Below are 25,940 nucleotides of genomic sequence, written 5' to 3'. Positions count from 1 at the left end.
ACGGGACACAGGGTTACGGCGGTCATAGCGTGGGGGAAACGCCCGGTCCCATTCCGAACCCGGAAGCTAAGACCCACAGCGCCGATGGTACTGCACCCGGGAGGGTGTGGGAGAGTAGGTCGCCGCCGGACACTATTTACGGCTCAGGCCCCGACGATGAACGTCGGGGCCTGAGCCTTTTAACGCCTAGACGGATGAAACCCTCCCTCACGTCCTGTCGCCATTTCCCAAACGCGTCCTCACGTCCTGCAGGCTTTTCCATAACGCGTCCTCACGTCCTGCAGGCTTTTCCATAACGCGTCCTCACGTCCTTTCGTCATTTCCCAAACGCTTCCTCGGCTCCTGCAGGCTTCTCGATCACCTCCTGCGGGATTCTCGGTCACCTCCTGCGGGCCGGAGCTGCCTAACGACGTTGGCTGGCGGAGCCCTGTCAGGAATAATCGTCACCATGACCCTCGCCTCGCTCGCGGCCTTCGCTGGACTCTGCCTCATTCTGTCCCTTACGCCCGGACCGGACACGTTCTTGGTGCTGCGCATCGCGTTGAACAGGCCCAGCGCAGGGATTGCGGCTGCGGCGGGCTCGGCAGTCGCCGCAATCGCGTGGGCGGCCCTGGTCGGGCTTGGACTGGCAGCGGTCCTGGAACAGTCCGCAGAGGTGTTCCGCTGGCTCAAGATCGCGGGCGGCCTCTACCTGCTTTACCTCGGCATTTCCTCGTTCCTGAAGACGCGGAAGGCCGCAAAGGCCGGCACCGAGGGTGGCGAAGAAGGAAGCGGACTTCGATACAGCAAGATCGCGGGCCTCGGCGCGGGGGCGCTATCGACGCTGCTCAACCCTAAAGTTGGACTCTTCTATCTGGCGGTCGTTCCGCAGTTCATCCCACAGGGCGGCGACATCATGGGCACGTCGCTGATCCTGGGTTCAGTGGAGGCCGTCATAGCGTTCGCCTACCTGGCCGTCGTCGCACTCATCGCTTACAAGGCGATGGGGTGGTTGCGTCGTCCAAAGGTTAGCACCGCCGTCGAGCGTGTCAGCAGCGGCATTGTCGCCGCCCTTGGTGCCGGCGTCATAGCCTCCGGCGCGAGCAGCTAGCCCAGCCACATTTATTGGGGCGGCGGGATGTGAGGAAGCGTCCGGGGAAGGGCGGCGGGATGTGAGGAAGCGTCCGGGGAAGGGCGGCGGGATGTGAGGAAGCGTCCGGGGTAGGGCGACGGGATGTGAGGAAGCGTCCGGGGTTGGGCGACGGGATGTGAGGAAGGATCCGGCGGGGTGGGGTGGCCGGTAGAGTTGGTAGCCATGGAAAATCTCTTCAGCCACGCCGCCGGCAGCGATGTGCCCGAGCCTGTAGCTAACCTGGACCCCGTCATCTGGACTGCGGTGGTTCCCGGGCCGGTGTCCCGGGCTTTCATGGGTTTCACCGACCACACGCATCTCTGGTGGCCCATGGAGACCAACAGCGTGTACGGGCCCGGCTCGTATGTGGAGTTCGAGGAGAACCTCATCCTGGAGACCGCAGACGACGGTCGTGGCGCCACATGGGGAACCATTGACGATTGGCAGCCTCCGCTGTCCTTCCACGCCTCGTGGTACCCCGGCAGCACCGCACTCTGGTCGACGGAGCTACGTGTTGTGTTCCGGGGGGTCGAGGAAGGCACAGAGGTGCGCGTAGTCCACGATGGCTGGGAAGGTGCCGAGGATCCGGCCGGCACGCGTGCCGCCTGGCAGAAGGACTGGCCGGAGGTTCTGGGCCGCTTCGTACGGTTCATGGGCGGCGCTTCAGACTAGTGCGGCTCTAGGACGGAGGTACCGCCGTGCTCCGCCGAATGACAAACCGCGTGGGGTATTCGGTGTTCACCATGGCGCTCTCGGGTCCGGTGTCGAACTCCTCGAGCAGCAGGCGCACCGCCAATGCTCCCTGCCCCCGCGGATCCTGATCGATCGTGGTCAGGCCGAACAGCTCCCCCAGTTCGTGTCCGTCCATGCCGATGACTGACAGGTCTTCGGGAACCCGGAGCCCGAAGTCACGGGCAGCCAGGATGGTTCCTATCGCCATCTCGTCCGAGGCTGCAAAGACTGCCGTTGGCCGTTCCGAAGTTCCGCCGAGAAGGTCCCGTGCGACGGCGTAGGCACCCTCGATGGTGAAGTCCGCCCTGACCACCCATGCGGAACGCAGGGGGAGTCCTGCGGCGGCCATTGCCTTCTCATAGCCTGCTCGCCGGGTCCGCGGGATCTTGAAGTCCTGCTCGTACACCGAGTCGCCCGTGAGGTGAGCGATCCGCCTGTGGCCGAGCCGGACGAGGTGGTTGACCGCCGACGCTGCCAGGCCGTGGTCGTCTATTCGGATGGTGGAAGCTCCGGGCAGCGGTCCGCCGATGCCCACGAGCGGACGGTTGATGGCCAGCATCTGGCCGATCTCCCCTTCCGTCAGCGCCAGCGCCACCGCGATGACCGCATCCACGCGCTTCCGCAGCAGGAAGTCCTGGAGAATACTCCGCCGCCGGACAGGCCCCTCTGTGATGTTGTAGAGCGTGAGGTCATAGCCGGCGTCGACGAGAGCAGCAGAAATGCCCTCCACCACGGACGAGAAGTACCAGCGCCGGACGGTGGGGACCACGAGGCCGATGTTGCGGGTACGGCCGGAGGCGAGGCTGGATGCCTGGTAGGAGGGCACGAAGCCAAGCTCGGCCGCGGCTGCCCGGGCACGCTCGCGGCTCGCGGGGGACACATGGCCCTTGCCGCTCAAGGCGCGCGAAACGGTGGCTATGGAAAGCCCGGCCCGTTCCGCAACGTCCTTGATGCCGGCCATGTCTTAGCTCTCGGTGCCCTCTACAGGGATCCGCAGCCAGACGGTTTCGCCGCTGCCCAAGGCAATCTGCTGGTCATCCCCGCCGTAACCTGAGGGAGACGAACTGCGGAGCACGACCTCGCCGGCAGGAAGTTCCAGCGGATCGGGGCCGATGTTCATGGCAACCAGGATGTCCCCGTTGAGGAATGCCAGCGACGAAGCGCTGCACCATTCCTCCGCCCAGGCGAGGGAGCCGCGTCCAAGGTCCAGTTCGCGGCGGGCGCTGAGCATGCGGCGGTAAAGGTTCAAGTGCGACGACGGGTCCCCGGCCTGGGCGTCACGGGCCAGTTTCGCGAAGCTCTCGGGCTGCGGCAGCCAGGGCGCGTCGCCGTCGCCGAAGCCGCTGTGGAGCTCGGAAGCCTTCCACGGCAGCGGGACCCGGCAGCCGTCACGTCCCAGCCGGGCGCCGCCGGTCCGTGCGAACGTCGGGTCCTGCCGCTGGTGGTCCGGGATATCGATGCCGTCAGGGAGCCCAAGTTCTTCGCCCTGGTAGAGGTAGGCGCCGCCGGGGAGCCCGAGCATGAACAGGGACGCCGCCGCGGCCCGGGTCCTGCCCAGCTCCTCGTCCGGCCGGGGGTCTTGGGGGCCGATGCCGTCCCCGTCCCGCGGCCCGGACCAGGCGTACCCGAAACGGGTGGCGTGCCGGACGACGTCGTGGTTGGACAGCACCCAGGTGCTTGGCGCGCCCACGGCGTCCAAAGACGTCAGGGACTCGGTGACGATGTGGCGCAGGCGGGGGAGGTCCATGCCCGCATGGAGGTAGGGAAAGTTGAAGGCCTGGTGCATTTCGTCGGGCCTGACCCAGTGGGCCAGCCTCGGCAGGGGGTCCACGTTGGCCTCGGCGCACAGAATACGGTCGGGACCGTACTCCTCAAGAATCCGGCGCCACGCACGGTAGATATCGTGCAGGGCCGGCTGGCCGAACATCGGGGCCTCGTGCCCGGGGAAACCGTCGGAGCTGCTGCCGTCCGCGCGTCCGCCCCAGGCAGGAAGTCCCTGGGCCTTGACCAGGGCATGGGCTACGTCCACGCGGAACCCGGAGACGCCGCGGTCCAGCCAGAAGCGCAGGATGCGCTCGAACTCGGCGTGGACGGCCTGGTTGTCCCAGTTGAAGTCCGGCTGCGATGAATCGAACAGGTGCAGGTACCACTGACCCGGAGCGCCGTCAGGTTCGGTGATGCGGGTCCAGGCGGAGCCGCCGAAGTGCGACCCCCAGTTGTTGGGCGGTTCGTTGCCGTCGGGGCCCTGGCCGTCGCGGAAGATGAACATGCCCCGTTCGGGGCTGCCGGGGCCGGCAGCCAGCGCCGCCTGGAAATCCTTGTGCTGGTCCGAGCAGTGGTTCGGGACCAGATCCACGATGATGCGCAGGCCCAGGCGGTTCGCCTCGGCCACCATGCCGTCGAAGTCCCCAAGCGTGCCGAAGATCGGGTCGACGTCGCAGTAGTCACTGACGTCGTATCCGGCGTCGCGCTGTGGTGAGCGGTAGAACGGCGAAAGCCAGACGGCGTCCACGTTGAGCTCGGCAAGCTGCGGCAACTCGGCGGTGATCCCCGCGAAGTCACCGATTCCATCGCCGTTCATGTCCCGGAAGGATCGCGGGTACACCTGGTAAATGACGGCTGATCGCCACCAGCCGTGCGCTTTGTCCTGGGCGTGGATGGGCGTCAGGGCGCCAGCCCGCGGCGACGCCGAATGCAGAAACGAGTCAACAGACATTGGGCAATCCTAAAGGCCAAAGGCACACCGATGAAAGCGTTTACACCATCAAACCGGTTGACAATCCGGGTCAATTCGACGGTCTGCAACGTCACCGGCATCACAAAGTTGGAAACGCTTCCAGCAAGAAAATGCTGTCCACCCTCCGGCGGCAGGCCCAGCAGGGAAGAGGGCGGTCTTCACGTGACATCTAGACTGAAAGCAAAGTAATCGAACGGGAGACCCATGGGCAGCATCGCCGACGAACTGACATCCATCCTGGGACCGGGGAAAGTCCTCCGGGACGAGGCCGCACTCGCTGTGTACGCGGTGGACCAGGCGCCCGTGGTGGACTACCGGCTGCCCGCCGCGGTGGTCCTGGCGGAGACCGTCGATGACGTCCGGTCCACCGTCAAAGCCTGCGCGGCCCGGAATGTGCCGCTGGTGCCCCGCGGTGCCGGGACCGGGGTATCGGGAGGCGCCCATGCCAGCGAAGGCTGCGTTGTCCTTGGCCTGGAACGGATGAACCGCATTCTGGAGCTCAGCGCGGATGACGAGACCGCCGTCGTCGAGCCCGGCGTTATCAACGCCGACCTGAACGACGCCGCTGCCGCCCACGGACTCATGTTTGCACCGGACCCGGCCAGCTTCAGGATGTCCACCATCGGCGGCAACGTGGCCACCAACGCCGGCGGGCTGCGGTGCGCGAAGTACGGCGTAACCCGGGATTCTGTGCTGGCCCTGGACGTGGTCCTCGCGGACGGATCGCTCCTGCACACCGGCCACCAGACGTTCAAGGGCGTGGCCGGCTACGACCTGACCGGGCTGTTCGTGGGCTCGGAGGGCACGCTGGGCATCGTGGTCGGCGCGACGGTCCGGCTGAAATACCTGCCCCGCGAGGTGCACACCATCGCCGCGTTCTACCCTGACTTCCGGCAGGCGGCGGCCGGTGTGCTCGCCGTCGGCAGGGCTCGTGTGCAGCCCGCCATCATGGAACTGCTCGACGGCGGGTCGCTGGCGCAGCTGGATGAGCTGCACGGCTCCGATCTCGCGTCGCGGGGAGCCTCGCTGCTCCTGGTCCAGACCGACGGCTTCGGGGCGGCCGCGGAGGCCGACGTGGTGCGGGAGGTCCTGGCGGCCGGCGGTGCCGTAGTTACTACTGAGGCCAGCGCAGAAGCAGAACAGCTGGTGGAGCTGCGGCGCAACAGCAGGGGCGTGGAGGTGGACGACGAGTACCGCGTGGGCGAGGACGTTGCCGTGCCGCGCTCGAGGCTGGTGGACTACGTGGCGGCGCTGGAAGCACTGGCCGAGGTCCACGAGGTCAGCCTGAAGGTCGTGGCCCATGCTGGTGACGGCAACCTCCACCCGACCTTCTGGATTGACCGTGTGAACGACGAGGTGGACGCCAGCGCCCTGCGCCGCCTGAACACGGCGCTCGACGCGTCCATCGTGGCGGCACTGGAAATGGGTGGGACCATCACGGGCGAACACGGCGTGGGGCAGTACAAGCTGCGCTGGCTGGGCCTGGAACAGCCCGAGCCGCTGCGGCAACTGCAGCGCCGGGTCAAGGACCTCTTCGATCCCGCCGGGATCCTGAATCCGGGTAAGGCGATCTGAGAGAGGGCTAAAGCCCGCCGAAAAGACTCAATCGTCGGCGTCGGGATACTCGTCCTCGGTCTCATCGGCCCCGTACCGCGACTCCTCCGTCTCCACGGCCAGGATCTTCAGCAGCTCCGTGTCCGGGTTCAGCATGATGGCGGCCTCATCGCGGCGGTGGCGCAGGATGGAGTCGATGTAGGACTGGACGGCCTCGGCCAGGGGGATGTGCCGCTCCTGCTTTTCGGACATGTACCAGCGGTGCTCCAGCACCTCGTGCACGGCTTCGGCCGGTTCGAGCTTTCCGGACAGGTCGCGGGGGATGGAACGGACGATCGGCTCGAAGATCTGGCTGACCCACAGGTGCGCGCTGTATTCCTCGTCCATCTCCGGGTTGTTGTCGGCCCGGAAAGTGTCCATGTCGTTGAGCAGGCGGCGGGCCTGGTTCTCCTGGGCATCGAGGCCGGTCAGGCGCAGCAGGCGGCGCATATGGTGGCCAGCGTCGACGACCTTCGGCTGCAACTGGATGGTGGAGCCGTTCTGGGTGGTCTTGATCGCGTACTCTTCGACGTCGAAGCCGAGCTCGTTGAGCCGGCGGATGCGGGCGCCGACGCGCCAGCGCTCGCCCAGTTCGAAGGACTCCTTTGCGGTCAGCTCCGTCCACAGCCGCCGGTAGCTTTCCATGATGAGTTCGCTGGTGGCCACGGGGTCCACCTTCTCCTCGATCAGCCCGCCGTCGAGAAGGTCCATGAGTTCGCCGGCGATGTTGACGCGGGCGATCTCCAGGTCGTACTCGCGCTGGCCGGTGGAGAGATCCGGGTACAGTTCGCCGGTTTCGGCGTCCACCAGGTAGGCGGCGAAGGCGCCTGCGTCCCGGCGGAACAGGGTATTGGAGAGCGAGACGTCACCCCAGTAGAAGCCGATCAGGTGCAGCCGGACCATCAGCAGCGCCTGGGCGTCGATGAGCCGGGTGAGTGTGTCCTTGCGCAGCATCTGAGAAAACAGCGCGCGGTACGGCATGGAGAACTTCAGGTGGCGGGTCACGAGGACCGGGTTCAGGGGGCGCCCGTCGGGGGTGGTGCGGCCGGTGATGACTGCCACGGGCTCCACGCAGGGCACGTCCAGGCGCGCGAGCTTGCGGAGCATGTGGTACTCGTGGCGGGCCACGTGCTCGGACGTTTCCTTGATGGCGATGACGGAACCGCCGAGGTGGGCGAACCGCACGATGTGCCGGGAGATACCGCGGGGGAGCGCGGCCAGGTTTTCCGCCGGCCAGTCCTCGAGCGCTATATGCCAGGGCAGATCGAGGAGTTCGGGGTCGGCGGCGGCAGCCGTGATGTTGAGGTTGCTTGCGACCGAGGCTGCCTTGTCGTCATTGGCGCTGGCTGCTTCGAACCGCGGCAGCTTGCCGATCTGCCCGTAGTCGGTGGGTTCGTCGTGCCACTGCGCGTTGTGTTCCTCGGTCATGGGTCAATTCTTCCGTATTTTGCGGGGGGTGCCTAAAAGGGGACGGCGGTTAAAGCCCGACGGCGGCCCTCCGGTTGGGGAGGACCGCCGCCAAGATTTTGGTTGGGAGAGCCCGTTAGGTGGTTTCGGCGGGCTCAACCACCGGAACCGGAGCCGGTGGGGACTAGTCGCCCAGGCGCTCGCCGGTCTTGGTATCGAACAGGTGCACGTGGCCGGACTGCGGGCGGACCCAGATGGACTCGCCCTTCATCGGGGGACGGCGGCCGTCGACGCGGGCCACGATGTCGTGGGTCTTGCCATCCAGCGTGGTGTGGCCGTAGACGTAAGCGTCGGCGCCGAGTTCCTCGACAACGTCAACCTCAACCTGGATGCCTTCGCCCTGGGCTGCGGTCTCGAGGTCTTCCGGGCGGCTGCCCAGCGTGACGGTCTGGCCGTGCGCCTCTTCAAGGATGTTGCGCGGCACGGGGTAAACGGTGCCGCCGAACTGGACGCCGCCGTCGACCACGGGAAGTTCCAGCAGGTTCATGGCGGGGGAGCCGATGAAGCCGGCCACGAAGACGTTCTTGGGGCGGTCGTACAGGTTGCGCGGGGTGTCCACCTGCATCAGCAGGCCGTCCTTGAGCACAGCAACCCGGTCGCCCATGGTCATGGCCTCGACCTGGTCGTGGGTCACGTAAACGGTGGTGACGCCCAGGCGGCGGGTGAGGGAAGCGATCTGGGTGCGGGTCTGGACACGGAGCTTGGCGTCCAGGTTGGAGAGCGGCTCGTCCATGAGGAAGACCTGCGGGTTACGCACGATGGCGCGGCCCATGGCAACACGCTGGCGCTGACCGCCGGAGAGTGCCTTCGGCTTGCGGTCGAGGTACTGCTCAAGGTCGAGGAGCTTTGCGGCTTCGCGGACACGCTCGGCGCGCTCTTCCTTGCTCACACCGGCGATCTTCAGGGCGAAGCCCATGTTGTCCGCAACAGTCATGTGCGGGTACAGGGCGTAGTTCTGGAAAACCATCGCGATGTCGCGGTCCTTCGGCGGAACGTCGGTGACATCGCGGTCGCCAATGAGGATCCGGCCGGCGTTGACGTCCTCGAGGCCCGCGAGCATGCGCAGGGAGGTGGACTTACCGCAACCGGAGGGTCCAACGAGGACCAGGAATTCGCCGTCGGCGATTTCGATGTTGAGCTTGTCAACAGCGGGCTTTTCAGTGCCCGGGTACAGACGCGTAGCGTTGTCAAAAGTAACTGTTGCCACAGTTATCAATCCCTTCACCGGCAGGTACGTGCCGGACGATCCGTAGTGAATGGTTCATGTAATTCAGTTGTGCCCTACATGATGACTCCCCGGCCGGGGCCGAGGAGCATCCAGTGACGCCGCACGGTTCCTGTGCGCCACATCACAAAGAAGAGTATGTCAGATTTATAGCGAATCGGACAAAATGTTACGGACGTCACATATGAGATGCGGCACAAGGCCCGTGCCGGTGCCGCGTCAGGATGCGGGAGCAACGGCCTTCCGGCGTTCCCGCAGCAGCGCCTCGAGGAGTTCGGCGACGTGGACCGGGGCCTCCACCCGGAACTGTGCCTGGGTGAAGTCGAGGCCCACCTTGACGCCGACGTCGTGCTGCCCCAGGCGGGCGAGGGCGTCCTCATCGGTGGTGTCGTCGCCGGCGAACAGGACGCCGGTGGCTCCGGTAGCCTGCCGGAGGAAGTCCACGCCCTCACCCTTGGATGCGTGCACCACGGACGTTTCCAGGACGCGCTTGCCATTCTTGAGGTAGACGCCGGGGCGGTCCTGGAGTGCGGCGCGGGCGGCCGCGACGGCATCCTCGGCAACGTCGTCCGCCGCCAGCCGGGTGTGCAGCACGACGCCGGCGGGCTTTTCCTCCAGGACGGTGCCGGGGGCGAGTTCCGCGATCTCCGTCAGGATGCCCCGGACCTCGTCGAGAAGAGACAGCTGCTCGGGGTCGAGGGTCAGCGGCGCCGAACCCGGGCCCAGCCACGCCTCGGCGCCGTGGCTTCCGATCAGCAGGGTCTCCTCCGGCGGGGAGGCGACCGCGCGCAGACTGTCCAGTGCCCTCCCGGAGATGAGTGCCGTCGTCGTACGCGGCAGTGCGGTCAGTTCGGCGAAGGCGGCAGCCGAGCGGGGGAGCGGGCGCGCGTCCCCGGCGTGGTCCACGATGGGGGAGATGGTGCCGTCGAAGTCCATGGCCACCAGCAGGTGCTCCGTGCCGGCGATGCGGCGCACCGCCTCCAGCAGTTCGGGGGACAGCGTCAGCCGGGTGCCGGCCGCGCCCGTGTGCTCTGCCTCAGGAGTCATCGCGGATTACCTTCTCGTTGAGGGCGTTCAGGAAGTCGGCCGACCAGTGGTCGACGTCGTGGTCTAGGATCTGCTTGCGCATGGAACGCATGCGGCGGGCGGCTTCCCTGGGAGTCATCTTCACCGCCCGCATCACGGCGTTCTTGAGGCCGTCGATGTCGTGCGGGTTCATGAGCAGCGCCTGCTTGAGCTGGTCGGCGGCGCCTGCGAACTCGCTGAGCACCAGGGCGCCGTCGTTGTTGGTGCGGGCCGTGACGTACTCCTTGGCGACGAGGTTCATGCCGTCGCGCAGTGCGGTGACCAGCATGACGTCCGCCGCCAGGTAGAGCGCCACCATCTCCTCCACCGGGTAGCTGTGGTGCAGGTAGCGGACCGCCGTGTTCTCGATGGTGTCGTAGGTGCCGTTGATGTGGCCCACGGTGCCCTCGACCTCTTCACGCAGGAGCCGGTACTGCTCCACCCGCTCGCGGCTGGGGCTGGCAACCTGGATCAGCGTCGCGTCGCCCACCTTGAGCTGGCCCTCATTCAGGAGCTCCTCGTACGCCTTGAGCCGGTGGCCGATGCCCTTTGTGTAGTCCAGCCGGTCCACGCCCAGCAGGATGGTCTTGGGGTTGCCGAGGTCCTGCCGGATCTGGCGGGCGCGTTCGATGATCTCGGGCTTCTGGGCCAGTTCGGTGATGTGCTGGACATCGATGGAAATGGGGAAGGCCTGGGCGCGGGCGATGTGCGTGAGATCGCCCTCGGTGTCCTTGACGTGGACCTGCTGCTGCTTGACGCTGGCGCCGAGGAAGCGCCGGGCCGAACGCATGAAGTTGCCGGCGTCACTGCTGCGTTGGAAGCCCACCAGGTCAGCCCCCAGCAGCCCGTCGATGATTGCCTGGCGCCAGGGGAGCTGGGCGAAGATCTCCGGCGGCGGGAAGGGGATGTGGTTAAAGAACCCGATCTTCAGGTCCGGCCGCGCCTGGCGCAGCATCCGCGGCACCAGCTGGAGCTGGTAATCCTGCACCCAGACGGTTGCCCCTTCATCGGCAGTACGGACGACGGCGTCGGCGAACCTTCTGTTCACCGTGCGGTAGGCGTCCCACCAGGTTCTGTGGAACTCCGGCGGTGCGATGACATCGTGGTAGAGGGGCCATAGTGTCGCATTGGAGAAACCTTCGTAATACAGCTCAACGTCATCGCTGCTGAGCTGGACCGGCACAAGGTCCATGCCGCCGTGGCTGAACGGCTCCACTGTCTCGTCCGCGGCACCGTGCCAGCCCACCCAGGCGCCGTCCGTCCGGGTCATCATGGGAGCAAGCGCGGTTACCAGACCGCCTGGGGAGCGCCGCCAGCCGGAGCCGTCATCGCCGGGCTCGCCAGGCGCGCAGCGGTCCACCGGCAGGCGGTTTGAGACCACCATGAAGTCGTACTTGGTGGCGTCCGAGCTGCCGCTCTTGGTGGCGTCCGAGCTGCCGCCGGGCACGGCCGAGCTTTCCGTTTTTGTGTCGGATTTGTCGCTTACGGCTCCGTGCATTGGGGCTCCCTAAGGTTGCTTGTGACTCTCATCAACCCTATCGGGCCGGAATCTTACGGGCTATTCGTCCGTTGGGCAGGCTGAACGATTACTTGAAAGCGCAAGCTCCAGGGTTCTCCCCTAAACTGGGGGAGTTGCCCCTGGTGGCCCGCACTTGTCCGTACGACACGAGGAACTAATGAGCCCCGCAAACGAACCCCGCAAGTCCAAAGCAGACCGCACGGCCGAGGCCCGCGAGAAAGCCCGCGAAATCCGGGAGGCGCAGCTTAAGAAGGACAAGCGGAACAAAATGCTCATTGGCTGGGGCATCGTGGTCGCCGTCGTGGCCATCCTTGCCGTCGTCGCACTGGTGGTGACCACCAGTCTTAAGAGCAACGCCCCGGTGGCGGACCAGGGTCCCACCCCCGCCAACGGCAACGTCCACGGCGGCATCACCCTGCTCAAGGGAACCGAAGTGGCAAAGTCCGCCCCCGCCAACGTGAACGTCGCGGACATTCCGTCGCCGGCGGCCTCGGCGCCTGCAACCGTCACGGCGCCGGGCGCGGAAGCCGAAAAGGGCAAGCCGGTAAAGGTCGTCCTGTACATCGACTTCATCTGCCCCGTGTGCAAGAACTTCGAGGCGACGTACAACGAGACGCTGACGAAGCTCCGTGACGAAGGCAAGATCACCGTGGAGTACCGGGCCCTGGGCTTCCTGGACAGCCGCTCCACCACCAACTACTCCTCCCGTGCGGCCAACGCCGCAGCCTGCGTGGTGAACGAATCCCCGGAGAAGTACTCGGCGTTTGTGGACACCCTGTTCGCCAACCAGCCGGCCGAAGGCAGCGCCGGACTCTCCGACGACGAGCTGAAGAAGCTGGCCACGGACGTTGGCGCCAAGAGCATCGACTCCTGCGTCGAGAACAAGACGTACCGGCCCTGGGTCAAGTACACCACCCAGGAAGCCGCAGCCATTGGCGTAAGCGGTACGCCGACGGTCCTCGTGGACGGCAAGCAGTGGGGCAAGGGCGACAGCGCCCAGACCGAGTTCCCGGCCTTCGTCGACGCGGCCATCAAGGCCAAGGCCTAAGCGGTCTTTTTTGGGCGGTGGCCCGGCACCCGGATTTCCGGGAGCCGGGCCACCTTCCGTTTAACCGCACGTCCGTTTTTACGGGCGGGCAGTCCTTGGGCTAACCTTATCTAGCGCCATAGCGGCGCCTGCCTTGACGGGCACGCCTCCTTAGCTCAGTTGGCCAGAGCACCGCTCTTGTAAAGCGGGGGTCGTCGGTTCGAATCCGACAGGGGGCTCACATTTTGGCCTTGACTGCAGTTTTCGTGCCATCTGCGGCCCGGCTGTCCGGTCACCTCATGCCCTCGAGCTGGGCACCAGCCGCCTCCATTGCTGGTCCGTCGCTGGCGGTGATGATGTCCGCGAAGTTGCTGGCATAACTTCCCAGGTCTTCGTCTACTGACGCCACCACTGCGTAGACCGGTACCGGGCCGCTGCGGGCGAGTATCCCCGAAATGATCTTGCCCTGGCCTGCTTGGGAGTCGAGCCACCCCGGTCGGCGTTCCGGGAGGTCACGTTTAAGGGTCCCGGCGAGTCGCTCCTGCCGCAGTGAGAGGAGCTGGACGGTGGCCGGGTCGGCTGCTTTTTGGGGGCCGGGCTCCGTGCGGACTGCTTCGGCGATCAGGACACCGGTGCCGTATGTGGTCGCGGCCAGAGGGTCTCGTATCTGCTCCGTGGGCATGTTCAGGCCGCTGGCCGAGACCAGTTCCACGATGGCTGTCCCGTTCTGGCTCAGGCCTGTTTACCCGGGAAGCCTGTCAGCATGGGCTGATTGGCTTCCAAGGTTCCAGACGAAACACGTTCCTACATGAATTAAACGCGGAGCGGCGCGTCCGAAGCGCACTTCCTCCACTTGATTGGCCGGTTCTTCACCATCGGAAATTGGGGCGGCGCCCATCTGCTGACGATCCAGATGCGAATGGACACATCCAAATAGACCTCGCTCGCGGCCTTTCCCGCGGTTGACGCGCAAATCTCTCATCCAGTGACAAGTAAAATCGGACGCCGATATGTGGATTTCGTCAACCGGGAGCATTGGGGGATTGTTGGCCATAGGCGCGGCAGATGCCCAACCGATAAAGCAAGTAGTAGGCCGATCACGCGCCGCATCGCGAAATGGCGAAGCTCTGGCGAGGCGAACTAACGGTTAAACGACATTTCATCTCCGATATCGTCCCAGTGGCTCGCCGCTTGGGGCGACGCGCCACCGGGCGCCGGAGGTAACTGCGCGCGTGGACAATTGGCCGAGGAAGGGCTATTTCCGGCAACCTGCTCCTGACATAGGCTGATAAGCACCACAGCTGGAATGCGGAGTTGGACCAGATGAGTATGAAGATGAGTGCCGATAGCGCCCCCGGGCTGCCGTCTGACAGTCAAGTCATCCCTGGCCGCAACATAAGTACGCAGAGCGGCTGGGTGAAAAAATGAGCATTTTCATGCGCCGACGAAGGAGACTCCCATGTTGCTTTGGATAGCCATAATTATCGCAGTTCTCTGGCTTCTCGGACTGCTCGGCAATATTGGCGGTGGGTTAATTCATCTGCTTTTGGTTATCGCCGTGGTTGTCTTGATCTTCCACTTCATCCGCGGCAGGTCCCGCGCCTAATCCCAAACGTGTTCTGCCGCGGCAAACGCCCAGGCAAAGCGAAGGGCACACCCCGTTCGGAGTGCGCCCTTCGTTGCCGTCTGGTCAGTCCTTCTTGAAAGCGTCCTTGACCTTTTCGCCGGCTTGCTTCAAATCGCCTTTGGCCTGGTCGGCTTGGCCCTCGGTCCGCAGGCTCTCATCGCCCGTGGCGGCACCTGCCGCTTCCTTGCCCTTACCGCCGGCCTTCTCTGCCGCGTTCTCGATCTTGTCGCCCAATCCCATGGTGTTTCCTCCTCTGGTTGGCAGCCGTTCGCATTCGGCTACGAACATAATAAGCATGCTTAGCAATAAATAATCAAGTGGACGTGCGGGTGCACCGCAACTCAGGACGATTCGCTGGGTGGCGTGACACAGTTGCCGCGGAGCCTGCAGGAGTGGGGAAACCCGGGGCCGAAGCGCAGCAGAATGACCTCATCCAGATTCGACTGCAACGCCCCATCTCCGTCCGGAAAACGTCAGATTCGGCGCCGGCGCGGAAGCTCCCGCAGCTACTTCTACTCCCGTGGGGTAAGCCCCGGTGCCGCCAGTTGCAGGAAGCTGCCCGGAACTTCTTCTCCGGCGCATAAAGATATTGCATTAATCATACAATGATGTATCTTTAAATAGTGATTCGGGACACACTTGGTTCCCGGGGCGCCCCTTAGGCCTCCATTGACCGGCGAAGCCCGCCTGGGGATGGCCAAGACCATCACCTCATACATCCTCAACCCGCCAGGAGTGACGACGATGTCATCCATGAAGAACCCAACCGCCCAACGGGGCCTGGCCTCGGCAGCAAGCAAACGACGCTTCCTGATCAGAATGGTCACCGTCCTGATCGGTGGCATGGTCCTGGACGGCTACGTCCTTGGCATCATCGGACCGGTGTCGGGGAGGATGGCCGAGGACCTTCAGCTCAATGCGTTCTGGCAAGGTCTGATCGCCGCGGCCGCTCTGATTGGCATCCTGATCGGATCACCGCTCGGTGGCATGGCCGCCGACAAGTGGGGCCGTAAGCCGATTTTCATGTTCGACATCGGTCTGTTCGCCATTGCCTCGGGAATGCAGTTTTTCGTCGACTCGCCGATATGGCTCATTGTGGTGCGGCTGCTGATGGGGATCGCGATCGGCACCGAGTATGCGGTCGGCTGGCCCTTGATGGCTGAGTTCTCACCCACCCATCTGCGGGGAAAGCTGATGGCCGCAATGGGGATCGCCTGGTACGGCGGCTTCATGATCGCGTTCCTGATCGGCCATCTGCTCAGTGAGTACACCGAGCTGAGCTGGCACTTCATCCTGGGTACAAGCACGTTCATCGCCGTGGCCATCTTCCTTGCCCGGCTCGGCATGCCGGAGTCGCCACGCTGGCTCTGGAGCGTGGGCCGCCAGGACGAGGCCCGCGCCCTAGCCGCAAGGTACATGCCCGACGACGCGCTGGACGACGTCCAGCACGAGGACGTTCGCAAGGGCAGCTTCCGGATGCTGTTCTCCAAAGAGTACTGGCGGTCCACACTGTTCATCTCGGCGTTCTGGTTCTGCGCCGTGACACCGTACTTCGCCATCGCCACCTTCGCCGACAGTGTGCTGGAACAGTACGGCCTCGCCGGCGGACTCGCCGGTGGAGTCGGGCTCTCCGCCGTCGCCCTGGCCGGCGTCGTGGTCACGTTCCTGCTGATCGAGAAGGTCGGCCGCCGCACGCTGACCGTTCCGCCGCAGTGGCTGTGCGCCGTCGTCCTCGCGATCATCGGACTGTGGGCCGGCGCGCCGGCGCTTGTCGTGCTCATCCTCTTCCTGGTCTTCTCGTTCTTCAATGCGGGGTACAACACGTTGACGAACGTCTACCCGGGAGAAGTCCTCCCGACCGAGATCCGAGGAATCGGAACTGGCTTCGCGGCCGCTGTCAGCCGCGTCGGGGCGGGCATCGGCATCTTCCTCCTCCCGATGTCGATGGAGTCCCTCGGGGCCGGTCCAACCATGCTGATCGCTGCCGGAGTCGCTCTCCTCGGTGCCGGGCTGTCGCAATGGCTGGCACCAGAGACGAAGGGAAAGACCCTCACCGAGGCCGCGGCAGGGTTCTCGCACTAACGACGGCGCTGCCAGTGAAGACCATCCTGACACTTCGCTGAACGGTTCGGGACGAGTTTTTGTCCAGTTGTCGCGACTTGTGAGCGCTTTAGGGTCCATTAGCTGTACAAAAACTCGGGGGAGTTGAGGGAAGTGCGACGTCGGCCGGTCACCTTGTGAGGTGACCGGCCGACGTTGTTTGGTGAGGTCAGCCGACCTGCTGGCACCCCGAGAGCTCTGGTTCCCTGTAGCACGCCCGTGTGACTCAAAAAAGCTATTGCATTAATCATACAATGATGTATCTTTAATTTGTGACTAGGGGCACACCCCGCTCCCAGCACCCCACACCTTCCTTGCCGGCGGATACCTTCTGGGCCGGCAGCCCCGGCACCCTGGATCCCCTGAGTAAGAAAGTTCAAAATCATGAAAGATGTAGTCATCGTCGGCGCTGGACTCGCTGGCCTGTCGGCAGCATGGCGGCTGCGGCACTGGGACACAGTTGTTCTGGAGTCGGAGAACCGCGTGGGCGGGAGAATCCGCTCGGAGCGCCGGGGTGCCTATTGGCTGAACTGGGGCGGGCACGTCTTTGCCGGCGCAGGATCTTCCACAGATGCCCTGCTCAACGAGGTCGGCGTGACTGCCGTCAACATTCCGGGGTCGCTCCAGGCCTTGTCGATGAACGGGAAGTTCATCCGCAAGGGGCACATCGCCACCTATCCGTTCCGGATCCCGATGTCCCTCTCGTCCCGCATCGACACGCTGCGGGCCGGTATGAAGGTTGTCAGCGGCGTCGCCAAGTACACCGGCGTTGTCCGGAAGCGTTCGGGGGAGTCCGGTGCGATGCGGCAGCAGCGCATCTACGACTTCGAGAACGACAACTCGTTCCAGGACTTCGTCGGAAACCTCTCAGAGGACGCAGCCGCGCTGTTCAAGACCACTGTTACCCGCTCGGCCGGTGACATGAATGAGATCTCCGCCGGCGCCGGCATCGGATACTTCAGCCTGGTGCTGGGTATCGGCCAGGGCCTCAGCCAGGGCATCGTCGGTGGCCCGTCCACCCTGACCGAATCGGTCGCAGCCTCCCTCGGTGACCGCATCCAGCTCGGCGCCACAGTGCAGGAGGTCGTTCACAAGAAGGAATCCGTCGTCGTCCGCTACACCCAGGGCGGCGTCGACCACGAAGTCGAGGCCCGCACCGTTGTCCTCGCGACCACGGCTGACGTGACGCACAAGGTCGGCGTGGACCTGCCGGAAAACCTGCGCGGTGCCCTCAGCCAGATCAAGTACGGCCCGCACGTCAGCACAGCCTTCCTGACCAACGAGACCTCGGCACGGCCGTGGGACGACATCTACGCCATCGCCGCGCCCAAGCACTCCTTCGCGATCGCCCTGAACCAGGCGAGCATCGTTCGCGGCACCGAGTCCGTACGCAAACCCGGCGGCAGCTTCATGACCTTCTCACCGGCCAGCCTCGGCAAGGCCCTGCTGGAGAAGAGCGACGAGGAAGTCATCAAGACCCACCTCACCGACCTCGACCAGGTCCTCGGCCACGGGTTCGCCGACAGCGTCGTCGAGGCCAAGACCGACCGCTGGAAGGTAGCGTCCCCCTACTGCTTTCCCGGCCGGGCCAAGCTCCAGTCCACCCTCATGCGGGGGACCGACCGCGTATTCCTGGCCGGCGACTACCTCGGAACCCTCTACACCGAAAGTTCCATCACCACCGGCTTCTCGGCAGCGCAGGAGGCCGCCAGCCTGCTGGCCACGCACCGCCAGGCCCCGCCGCAATCCGGGCTCTCGATCGTCGCCTAACAACGATCGACGCCTGAACCCAACCATCGTTTTCCACCCGTACTTAAACCCCCGTACTTAAGAAGAGGAATCACTCATGTCCAACGACCTCCGCGGTGTCCTGACCGCACTGTCCACCCCCTTCAACCAGGACGAGACCCTCGACGTCGAGACACTGCGGCGCATCGTTGACCGCTCCATCGACGCCGGCGTCGACGGCGTCGTGGCTGCCGGTTCAACGGGCGAGGTCGGCGCCCTCTCCTCCGAGGAGCGGCTGCTGCTCATCACCACCGTCATCGACCAGGCGAACGGCCGCGTCCCGGTCATCGCCAACACCGGTGCCACCTCCACCGCCGAGGCCATCCGGCTCTCGCAGGCGGCAGAGAAGGCCGGCGCGGACGTGCTCATGCTGATCACGCCGTACTACGAGCCGCTGTCCTTGGAGGAAACGGTCACGTACATCAAGGACGTCGCCCGGTCCGTCACCATCCCGGTCATGCTCTACAACATCCCGGCCGTCACCGGCGTCAACCTTGACCCGGCCACGGTCCGTGCGCTGGCCGAAGACGTGGACAACATCAAATACATCAAGGACTCCAGCGCGAACTGGGAACAGGCGCTGCAGCTGATCCACCACCACGGTGATGTCATCGTCACCTTCATCGGGTGGGACGTCTACCTCTACAGCGCCCTTGCCGAGGGCGCAGCGGGCGTCATGGCCGGCACGGCCAACGTCGTCCCCAACGAAATCGTCGCCGTCAGCCGCCTGATCGCCGAAGGTGACCTCACCGGCGCCCGTGAGCTGTGGAACGACCTGTACCCGGTCATCGACGCACTCCTCTCCGTGCCGTTCATCCCGGCCGTCAAAGCCGGCCTGTCCCTGCAGGGCCTTCCGGCCGGCTCGCCCCGGCGCCCGACGGCGGACCTCGACGCCGAAGACCTCGCCCGTGTTGAGCAGGCTCTCTCTGCCCTCAAGCAGACGGTGGCATAAGGCATGGGTGACTTCGCGGAGCTCCTGTCCGGTGTTTCCGACGCTATCTGGGCACCCATGGCCTATGTCGTGCTTGGGCTCGGCGTCGCCTACTCGGTTGCCACCAAGGGCGTGCAGTTCAGGAGAATCCCCGACATGCTGCGCCAGCTCCGGGAGGAAAGCGGCAGCGAAGGGGGCCTGTCATCGTTCCAGGCCCTCGTCCTCGCCCTCGCCAGCCGGGTCGGGGTCGGCAGCATCGCCGGGGTGGCAACTGCAGTCAGCGCCGGCGGGCCGGGCGCCCTCGTCTGGATGGCCGTCACGGGGCTGGTCGGCTGCATCGTCGGCTATGCGGAGGCAACCCTGTCCCAGACGTTCAAACGCCAGGTCCAGGACGAGGACCGCCGCAATGCCAACGAGGACATCGGCGGCATGCCTTACTACATCAAATACGGCCTGAAGCTGCCCAAAGTGGGGGCGCTCGTCGCGGTGCTGGGCGTCATCGGTTACGGGTTCGTCTTCCCGGGCCTGCAGGTCAACACCATCGCGGCCAGTGCCAAACTGGCTTTCGGACTGGACAGCTGGATCCCCGCCGTGCTCGTCACTGTGCTGATCGCACTGGTCATCTTTGGCGGCACCACCCGCCTGGTGAAGGTCACCCAGGCATTGGTCCCGGTGCTCGCCATCGGCTACCTGCTCCTGGCCCTGGCCGTCATCGGCATCAACATCGGCAGTGTGCCTGCCGCAGTGGCCCTGATCTTCCAGTCCGCGGTGGGCATTCACCCCGTCCTGGGCGGCATCGCCGGCGCTGCTGTGGCCTGGGGCGTCCGCCGGGCAGTCTTCGCCTCCTCTAACGGTCTCGGTGAAGCAACGTTTGCCGCCGCGGCAGCGCGCACGTCACACCCGGGCAAGCAGGGCCTGGTCCAGACCTTCAGCATCTACATCGACGTGCTGCTGATCTGCATGGCCACCGGCCTCATGATGGTCGTTTCCGGCAAGTACAACGTCTCGGACGGTTCCGGCGGTTACCTCATCAACAACATGCCGGGCGTGCCGGTCGGCGCCAACTGGGTCCAGGAAGCCATCGACACCCTGGTCCCGGGCTGGGGAGCCGGGTTCGTTGCAGTGGCCGTGCTCCTCTTCGGCTTCACCTGCCTGCTGGCCTACTTCTACGTCGCGAACTCCAACCTCCTCTACCTGCTGGACGGGAAGAACGGGCATGGCTGGAAGACCGTTCTTAAGGTCGGAACCATGGCCATCGTGTTCTTCGGATCCGTCGTGAACGCGCAGCTGGTCTGGGCGGCCGGCGACATCGGGCTCGGCCTGATCGCCTGGGTCAACCTCATCTGCCTGGTCTTCCTGTTCCCGCTGGTCCGGAAGATCTACCGCGACTACGAACGCCAGCGGAAGCTGGGCCGGAACCCCACCTTCGATCCGAAGGCGCTGGGCATCGAAGGAGCCGAGTTCTGGGAACACGAGACCGAAAAGTCGCCCGCCGCCGTCAGGTAGGCACATCCCTTAGCTAAGACAGGACATAAGGAAAACCATGACCATGACAGAAACAGCATTGTTCACCGTCCGCCGGACGGGCGACGCACCCACGCCGTCCCTCCCGCCTTTCGGCCAGTTCATCGGCGGGACGTTCGTCGCCCCGGTTTCGGATTCAACCGCCGATGTGGTGAATCCGGCAACGGAGGAGACCATCATGCAGGTTCCCTCCGGTTCGGTTGAGGACGTCGACGCCGCCGTCGCGGCCGCCGTAGCGGCCAAGGCGGAGTGGGCAGCGAAGACTCCCAAGGACCGGTCCGCCGTCCTGCTCCGCATCGCGGACATCATTGAGGACAACCGCGAACTGCTCGAAACCCTCGAAGCTGCCAACACCGGCAAGCCCGCTGCTGTGGCCGAGGACGATATCTCGAGTGCCATTGACACCTTCCGGTTCTCGGCCGGTGCCGCGCGTGCCTTCACCACGCTCGGTGCGGATGACTATGCGGAGAACCACACCTCGGTGGTCTTCCGCGAGCCCGTGGGCGTGGTTGGCGTGATCACGCCCTGGAACTACCCGCTGCTGATGGCCGCATGGAAGATTGCCCCGATCCTGGCCGCCGGCAACACCCTGGTGCTTAAGCCCTCGGAGCAGACTCCGCTGACCACGCTCAAGCTGGCCGAACTCATTGCCGCCGCAGTTCCCGCCGGTGTCCTGAACATCGTCACCGGCTCGGGCCGTGTGGTGGGCAACCGGATTTCCGAACACCCGGACGTGGACCTCGTCGCGATCACCGGAAGCGTCGGCAGCGGCCAGAAGGTCGCCGAAAGCGCAGCCGCCACCGTCAAGCGCGTGCATTTGGAACTGGGCGGCAAGGCACCCGTCGTGGTGTTCGAGGACGCCGACCTGGAAGCGGCCGCCAAGGGCGTACGCTCCGCCGGGTTCTGGAACGGCGGGCAGGAATGTGGTTCGGCGTGCCGTGTCCTGGTCCACGAGTCCGTCGCGGAGAAGTTCACCGAGCTGCTGGTCCGGGAGGTGGGCGAAATTTCGGTCGGCGCACCCGGTGCGGGTGACGAAACCGAAATGGGTTCCATGATCTCCAAAGCCCACTACGAAAGGGTCCTGGCGGCCCTGGACGACATCCGCAAAGACGGCCTGACGATCGCCGTCGGCGGCAAGGCCTTGGAGGGGCCGGGCTATTTCATCGAACCCACCGTGGTCACGGACGTGCCTGCCGGTGCCGCGATCGCGAGCACGGAGATCTTCGGCCCGGTGGTGTCGGTGGAGACCTTCAGCACCGACGAGGAGGCCATCACCCGGTCCAACGAAACCGTCTACGGGCTTGCCGCCTCGGTGTGGACCACGAACGCCACCCGCTCGCTGTCCGTTCCCCGCCGGCTCGACTTCGGCACCGTCTGGGTCAATTCGCACCTGGTCATCGCCAACGAAATGCCGTGGGGCGGCTTCAAAGGCTCCGGCTACGGCCGCGACCTCTCCATCTACGCCCTGGAGGACTTCTCCCGCACCAAGCACGTCATGTACAACCGCGGCTGAGACCAGTCTCGGGCACAACATTCTCAGGACGAATACGACTTCGCCGTCACCGGCAACGTCTACTTCCGGCGGGATACCCGGGTCATTGATCCACGCGGCAGTGATGCACGCGCCAGTGAAGCCTTGGCGAGTGAAGCCCTGACCTGCTGAGCCTCAGGGCCGCAAGCCCCTCCGTTCCGGCGCTGCGCCGGGACGGAGGGGCTTCCTTCGTGCAGACTACGCTGCGGTTAGTCGGCGTCGATCTCCTCCAGCAGGTCCTTCGCAGCCTTGCGGATGTCGTCGTGGTCGTACTGGGCCGCCCTGCCCTCCAGCGAAATGATCGCGCAGCGGTGAACCTTCTTGAGGTCCCCGAAGGGGAAACTCACGCTGCCCTTGGTGCCCTCGGATTTCTCGCTGTCAATGCCGAGATGCCACTTCGAGAACTCGTCGAAGCCGTGCTTATCGATGAAGGAGTTCTCGTCGTCCGCTGAGGGAGCGTGTTCGCTCCAGTCATCACGGACGTCCCGCTCCACCTTTCCCTTCTTGACGAGGCTGCGTGCATGCTCCAATGCCTTGCGGTTCAGTTTCGTAGCCATGTGGTGCCTCCATCTGCTGAATGGTCAGATCCAGGGACAGCTCAAGGCTAAGACCGACGACGGCGCCCCGCCAGTGCACACAGTACTGGCGGCTTATCGGCCCGGAGACTTAACTGCCTGGAGACCCGGCCGAAACGTGTCCACAACACTGGCCGCATAGCTTTGCGCCATGACTATCACAGAGTTTCTTACCCGGATGCGTGCGGCGCTCGCGGACGCCCTGCTCTTCCCGCCGGTTCCTGCCACTGCCGAGCAGGCCAACGACGTCCTCCAGGAGGTCACGCGGTGGGCGTGGCTGCCGGCGCTCAGCGGGGTCGCTGTCGGGGGCAACCACGCGCTCAGGACCCACGGAAATGCCGCCAGCCAGCCCGCGAAACAGGTGGAAAAGACCATTTAGTGTCGCGTTGGCCACACTATTCTTGACGTTGCCGCTTTATGACCTAAACTGCTTCACTGAGGTGCCTGAATGGCGCTGTGCAGCAACGAAAGTGAACAACGCTATGGCTACCGATTACGACGCCCCACGCAAGACAGAAGAAGAGTCTCCCTCCGAATCGCTGGAGGCACTCCAGGCGTCCCGCGGCGGTGGTGCCCAGACCGCCGTTATCGACGTCGACGAGAACGACACCGCCGAGGGCATCGACCTTCCCGGCGCCGATCTTTCCAACGAGGAACTGACGGTCATCGTCGTCCCCGAGCAGTCCGACGAGTTCACCTGCGGCTCCTGCTTCCTGGTCCGTCACCGGTCCCAGGTAGCCAAGGAAAAGAACGGCATGAAGTACTGCCACGACTGCGAAGGCTAAAACAGCCACTGCGCATATCCGCTTTGCAGCCAGGCAGCCTTCATAGCCAGGCAGCCGCCAACGCAAAGCCACGCGAGGCGCCGGCTCCCCATGGGGAGGCCGGCGCCTCGCTTTTTGTGCCCGCACAGCTTTTTTGGGACCTCACCAGCGCCGTTATCTGCGGTAACGGAAGCATGGAGAAAGGGCCACGAACGCCTCTCGATGCCCTTAAAAGCACGCCCGCAATCACGGCCCCGTGACCCGTATTTTGCGACATTAACGGTTGCGCCCCGAACCGGCCACATCCCTCGTATAGGGCTTTGGGTGCTCCTACTCTGGAGCTATCCAATCACTCACCCGAAAGGGGTGGCCAAATGAAAAGAATTCCCGCCTGGTTCACAGTCATTCTCATGGCTGTTGGGCTGGGCCTGCTGGCTCCGGGCTCCGCCTCGGCAGCCTCCTACTGCGGGCAGGTGTGGGGCTCGCTGGCGAAGGCAGACCAGACTCTGAGCACCGCAGCCGTCACGAACGTCCGCACGGGGCAGCACTACTGCTTCGACCGCCTGGTGATCGACCTCAAGGGCAAAGCCAAAGGCTACAACGTCCGCTACGTTTCCAAGGTGGCCCAGGAAGGCTCCGGCCTGCCGCTCAAGCTCCGCGGCGCGGCCTTCCTGCAACTGACCATCAATTCGCCTGCCTATGACAATGCCACCGGCAAGGCCACCTTCATTCCAGCCAACCGGTCCGAGGTGACCAACGTGTCCGGGTACCACACGTTCCGGCAGGTGGCGTGGGCCGGAAGCTTCGAAGGCTACACCACACTTGGCCTGGGCGTCCGTGCCCGGCTGCCATTCAAGGTATATACGCTGGACGGCCCCGGATCCGGCTCCCGGCTGGTCGTCGACGTCGCCCACTACTGGTGAGTTGCCTGCCGTAGGGGAGCAGGGCAGCTGACGGGACAAGGGGGTCCCTGAGACGCTGGCTGACTCCAATAAGAACGGCGATGCCCTGCCTCCCGGTCCGGGAGGCGGGGCATCGCCGCGTTCGCAGGTTGTGCTATTCGGGGACCACCAGCGCAGGGGTGTCCTGGCGGATGGTGTCGCCGCGGAAGTAGCCGGGCCGAAGCCGCGCCATCACCAGCATGACGACGACCCCCAGAGCCAGGATGCCCACGCCGAGCACGAACACGAGCCCCACGCCGAAGATCTCCGAACCGCTGCCGAACTCAGGCGCCCAGCTGTCCACGGCCGTCTGGATGAAGACGACGGTGAGGACCAGTCCGCCCAGCATGGGGAACAGCAGCCGCATGAAGAAGTTGCGCACGCTGGAGAACAGGCTGTGCCGGAAGTACCACGTGCAGGCGAATGCCGTGAGGCCGTAGTAGAAGCAGATCATCAGGCCCAGCGCCAGGATGGTGTCGTTGAGGACGTTCTCGCTGACCACCTTCATGACGGCGTAGAAGCCGCCGGAGATCCCGCCCGCGACCAGCGTGGCGAAGCCAGGGGACCCAAAACGCTTGCTGACCGACGCGAAACGCGGAGGCAGGGCGCCGTAGTGACCCATCGCCAGCAGGCTGCGTGCCGGGGAGGCCATGGTGGACTGCAGGGACGAGGCAGTGCCGGAGAGCACGGCGAGCGACATCAGGATGGCCAGCGGACCCATCACCGGCGAGGCCAGCGCGGCGAAGATATTCGACTGGTTGTCCGGGTTGTTCAGGCCGATGCCGTCGGCGCCCGTGCCGGCCACCATCATGGTGGCCACGATGACGGCCAGGTAGAGGGCCAGGACGGAGACCGCCGTCGTCGTTCCCGCCTTGCCTGCGGTGCCCCTGCCGCCCTTGGTTTCCTCATTCACGGTCAGGCACACGTCCCAGCCCCAGTAGACGAAGACGGCCAGTGACATGCCGGCGGTGAACTGCTCGAAGCTCTCGATCTTGGCAGGGTTGAACCAGTCCCAACTGAACGCGAGGGACGGACCGGCGTCGCCGGATGCTGCGTGCGTGAGCGCCATGACGATGAAGACGCCCAGGACCAGGACCTGGAAACCGACCATGCTGTACTGCACGAGTTTGGTGGCGTGCAGGCCCCGGTAGCTGACCCAGACGGCGAGAGCCACGAATGAGAGGCAGGTGGCAATATTGACTGCCGTGTTGGAGGTCAGGTCCGCGAGTTCGGGGTTGTTGAACACCTGGGCCAGAAAGAGGTAGAAGAAGTCCACCGCGACGCCTGCCAGATTGGACAAAACAATGATGTTGGCAGCGAGCAGACCCCAGCCGCCCATCCAGCCGACGAACGGGCCGAAGGCTTTTGTCGCCCAGGTGAACGTGGTGCCGCTGTCCGGGGAGTCGGCGTTGAGCTCGCGGTAGGCGAACGCCACCAGGATCATTGGGATGAACGCGACGATAAAGATCGCCGGCAGCTGCACTCCCACGGTCCCGACGGCGGGCCCCAGCGAACTGGTGAGGCTGTAGGCCGGAGCCACCGAGGAGATACCCAGGACGACGACGGCCAGGAGGCCCAGCTGCCCGCCCTTCAGGCCCTTGCCGGTGATGCCGTGCGTTGCTTCGCCAGCCGGGGAAGTGCTCTTCCCGTCGGGCTCGATGCTCGTGGTTTGGCTCATGACGT

General features: G+C 64.9%; 23 protein-coding genes, 1 tRNA gene and 1 rRNA gene. 15 read left to right on the top strand and 10 right to left on the bottom strand.

Annotated elements, in window-relative coordinates; genetic code table 11:
- Positions 1-14 precede the first annotated feature (14 nt).
- The 3 genes from rrf to AC57BR_RS03015 all read left to right on the top strand — a co-directional run bounded on the left by rrf (position 15) and on the right by AC57BR_RS03015 (position 1,783).
- A 5S ribosomal RNA gene (gene rrf / locus AC57BR_RS03025) occupies positions 15-131 on the top strand.
- A 317-nt stretch (positions 132-448) separates the two neighbouring features.
- Positions 449-1,090, top strand: a complete 642-nt coding sequence (locus tag AC57BR_RS03020; RefSeq protein WP_496358272.1) for a LysE family translocator — start codon at positions 449-451, stop codon at positions 1,088-1,090.
- Between the two features lie 204 nt (positions 1,091-1,294).
- Positions 1,295-1,783, top strand: a complete 489-nt coding sequence (locus AC57BR_RS03015; RefSeq protein WP_496358271.1) for an SRPBCC family protein — start codon at positions 1,295-1,297, stop codon at positions 1,781-1,783.
- Positions 1,784-1,790: 7 nt separating this feature from the next.
- Here AC57BR_RS03015 and AC57BR_RS03010 read toward each other — a convergent pair whose 3' ends face one another.
- Both AC57BR_RS03010 and AC57BR_RS03005 read right to left on the bottom strand, forming a co-directional pair.
- Entirely contained in the window at positions 1,791-2,804 is a 1,014-nt protein-coding gene (locus AC57BR_RS03010; protein WP_496358270.1) for a LacI family DNA-binding transcriptional regulator, read from the bottom strand.
- A 3-nt stretch (positions 2,805-2,807) separates the two neighbouring features.
- Positions 2,808-4,559, bottom strand: coding sequence for a glycoside hydrolase family 13 protein (locus AC57BR_RS03005; protein WP_496358269.1), 1,752 nt, complete (start codon positions 4,557-4,559; stop codon positions 2,808-2,810).
- A gap of 225 nt (positions 4,560-4,784) precedes the next feature.
- Here AC57BR_RS03005 and AC57BR_RS03000 point away from each other — a divergent pair, with 225 nt between their 5' ends.
- Complete coding sequence (locus tag AC57BR_RS03000) at positions 4,785-6,155, top strand: FAD-binding oxidoreductase (RefSeq protein ID WP_496358268.1); 1,371 nt, start codon at positions 4,785-4,787, stop codon at positions 6,153-6,155.
- Between the two features lie 27 nt (positions 6,156-6,182).
- Here AC57BR_RS03000 and AC57BR_RS02995 read toward each other — a convergent pair whose 3' ends face one another.
- From AC57BR_RS02995 to AC57BR_RS02980, 4 genes are all read right to left on the bottom strand, one after another.
- Positions 6,183-7,601, bottom strand: a complete 1,419-nt coding sequence (locus AC57BR_RS02995; protein WP_387104983.1) for a DUF4032 domain-containing protein — start codon at positions 7,599-7,601, stop codon at positions 6,183-6,185.
- Between the two features lie 163 nt (positions 7,602-7,764).
- Positions 7,765-8,847, bottom strand: a complete 1,083-nt coding sequence (locus AC57BR_RS02990) for an ABC transporter ATP-binding protein (protein ID WP_102973130.1) — start codon at positions 8,845-8,847, stop codon at positions 7,765-7,767.
- 237 nt (positions 8,848-9,084) lie between these two features.
- The gene (gene otsB / locus AC57BR_RS02985) at positions 9,085-9,912 is read right to left on the bottom strand and encodes a trehalose-phosphatase (RefSeq protein ID WP_496358267.1); all 828 of its coding nucleotides are present in this window, start codon (positions 9,910-9,912) and stop codon (positions 9,085-9,087) included.
- Positions 9,902-11,314: an alpha,alpha-trehalose-phosphate synthase (UDP-forming) gene (locus AC57BR_RS02980; RefSeq protein ID WP_496358290.1), complete on the bottom strand. Its 1,413-nt coding sequence runs from the start codon at positions 11,312-11,314 to the stop codon at positions 9,902-9,904. The genes otsB and AC57BR_RS02980 overlap by 11 nt, the downstream gene beginning before the upstream one ends.
- Before the next feature lie 292 nt (positions 11,315-11,606).
- On the opposite strand from AC57BR_RS02980, the gene AC57BR_RS02975 reads away from it, so the two are divergent.
- Together AC57BR_RS02975 and AC57BR_RS02970 are read left to right on the top strand one after the other, a co-directional pair.
- Positions 11,607-12,497 (top strand): DsbA family protein, encoded by an 891-nt coding sequence (locus tag AC57BR_RS02975; protein WP_496358266.1) that lies wholly within the window; start codon positions 11,607-11,609, stop codon positions 12,495-12,497.
- A 144-nt stretch (positions 12,498-12,641) separates the two neighbouring features.
- Positions 12,642-12,715, top strand: a tRNA-Thr gene (locus AC57BR_RS02970).
- Positions 12,716-12,768: 53 nt separating this feature from the next.
- Here the strand turns inward: AC57BR_RS02970 and AC57BR_RS02965 are convergent.
- Positions 12,769-13,212, bottom strand: coding sequence for a glycerate kinase (locus AC57BR_RS02965; protein ID WP_496358289.1), 444 nt, complete (start codon positions 13,210-13,212; stop codon positions 12,769-12,771).
- 723 nt (positions 13,213-13,935) lie between these two features.
- On the opposite strand from AC57BR_RS02965, the gene AC57BR_RS02960 reads away from it, so the two are divergent.
- Positions 13,936-14,082, top strand: a complete 147-nt coding sequence (locus AC57BR_RS02960) for a lmo0937 family membrane protein (RefSeq protein ID WP_139362912.1) — start codon at positions 13,936-13,938, stop codon at positions 14,080-14,082.
- Between the two features lie 84 nt (positions 14,083-14,166).
- Here AC57BR_RS02960 and AC57BR_RS02955 read toward each other — a convergent pair whose 3' ends face one another.
- Positions 14,167-14,343 (bottom strand): CsbD family protein, encoded by a 177-nt coding sequence (locus AC57BR_RS02955; protein WP_137320645.1) that lies wholly within the window; start codon positions 14,341-14,343, stop codon positions 14,167-14,169.
- 513 nt (positions 14,344-14,856) lie between these two features.
- On the opposite strand from AC57BR_RS02955, the gene AC57BR_RS02950 reads away from it, so the two are divergent.
- The 5 genes from AC57BR_RS02950 (at position 14,857) to AC57BR_RS02930 (ending at position 21,959) form a co-directional block, all read left to right on the top strand.
- A complete protein-coding gene (locus AC57BR_RS02950) occupies positions 14,857-16,185 on the top strand; it encodes an MFS transporter (RefSeq protein ID WP_496358265.1) in 1,329 nt (442 codons plus the stop codon).
- A gap of 402 nt (positions 16,186-16,587) precedes the next feature.
- Positions 16,588-17,973, top strand: a complete 1,386-nt coding sequence (locus tag AC57BR_RS02945; protein WP_496358264.1) for a protoporphyrinogen/coproporphyrinogen oxidase — start codon at positions 16,588-16,590, stop codon at positions 17,971-17,973.
- A 76-nt stretch (positions 17,974-18,049) separates the two neighbouring features.
- Positions 18,050-18,943, top strand: coding sequence for a 4-hydroxy-tetrahydrodipicolinate synthase (gene dapA / locus AC57BR_RS02940; protein WP_496358263.1), 894 nt, complete (start codon positions 18,050-18,052; stop codon positions 18,941-18,943).
- A gap of 3 nt (positions 18,944-18,946) precedes the next feature.
- A complete protein-coding gene (locus AC57BR_RS02935; RefSeq protein ID WP_496358262.1) occupies positions 18,947-20,428 on the top strand; it encodes an alanine/glycine:cation symporter family protein in 1,482 nt (493 codons plus the stop codon).
- Between the two features lie 37 nt (positions 20,429-20,465).
- Positions 20,466-21,959, top strand: a complete 1,494-nt coding sequence (locus tag AC57BR_RS02930; RefSeq protein ID WP_496358261.1) for an aldehyde dehydrogenase family protein — start codon at positions 20,466-20,468, stop codon at positions 21,957-21,959.
- A gap of 227 nt (positions 21,960-22,186) precedes the next feature.
- On the opposite strand, the gene AC57BR_RS02925 is transcribed toward AC57BR_RS02930, so the two are convergent.
- The gene (locus tag AC57BR_RS02925; protein WP_496358260.1) at positions 22,187-22,534 is read right to left on the bottom strand and encodes a hypothetical protein; all 348 of its coding nucleotides are present in this window, start codon (positions 22,532-22,534) and stop codon (positions 22,187-22,189) included.
- Between the two features lie 169 nt (positions 22,535-22,703).
- Here AC57BR_RS02925 and AC57BR_RS02920 point away from each other — a divergent pair, with 169 nt between their 5' ends.
- The 3 genes from AC57BR_RS02920 to AC57BR_RS02910 all read left to right on the top strand — a co-directional run bounded on the left by AC57BR_RS02920 (position 22,704) and on the right by AC57BR_RS02910 (position 24,239).
- The gene (locus AC57BR_RS02920; protein ID WP_496358259.1) at positions 22,704-22,931 is read left to right on the top strand and encodes a hypothetical protein; all 228 of its coding nucleotides are present in this window, start codon (positions 22,704-22,706) and stop codon (positions 22,929-22,931) included.
- 103 nt (positions 22,932-23,034) lie between these two features.
- Positions 23,035-23,337 (top strand): DUF4193 domain-containing protein, encoded by a 303-nt coding sequence (locus AC57BR_RS02915; RefSeq protein ID WP_076798765.1) that lies wholly within the window; start codon positions 23,035-23,037, stop codon positions 23,335-23,337.
- Positions 23,338-23,690: 353 nt separating this feature from the next.
- Positions 23,691-24,239: an AMIN-like domain-containing (lipo)protein gene (locus tag AC57BR_RS02910; RefSeq protein ID WP_496358258.1), complete on the top strand. Its 549-nt coding sequence runs from the start codon at positions 23,691-23,693 to the stop codon at positions 24,237-24,239.
- 133 nt (positions 24,240-24,372) lie between these two features.
- Here AC57BR_RS02910 and AC57BR_RS02905 read toward each other — a convergent pair whose 3' ends face one another.
- The gene (locus AC57BR_RS02905; RefSeq protein WP_496358257.1) at positions 24,373-25,935 is read right to left on the bottom strand and encodes an APC family permease; all 1,563 of its coding nucleotides are present in this window, start codon (positions 25,933-25,935) and stop codon (positions 24,373-24,375) included.
- Between the last annotated feature and the right edge of the window lie 5 nt (positions 25,936-25,940).

The sequence above is a fragment of the Arthrobacter sp. BGA-UO-ETr-C19 genome (assembly GCF_059568005.1).
Note: the sequence above shows the minus strand (reverse complement) of the source record. Positions and strands in the feature narration are given on the sequence as shown.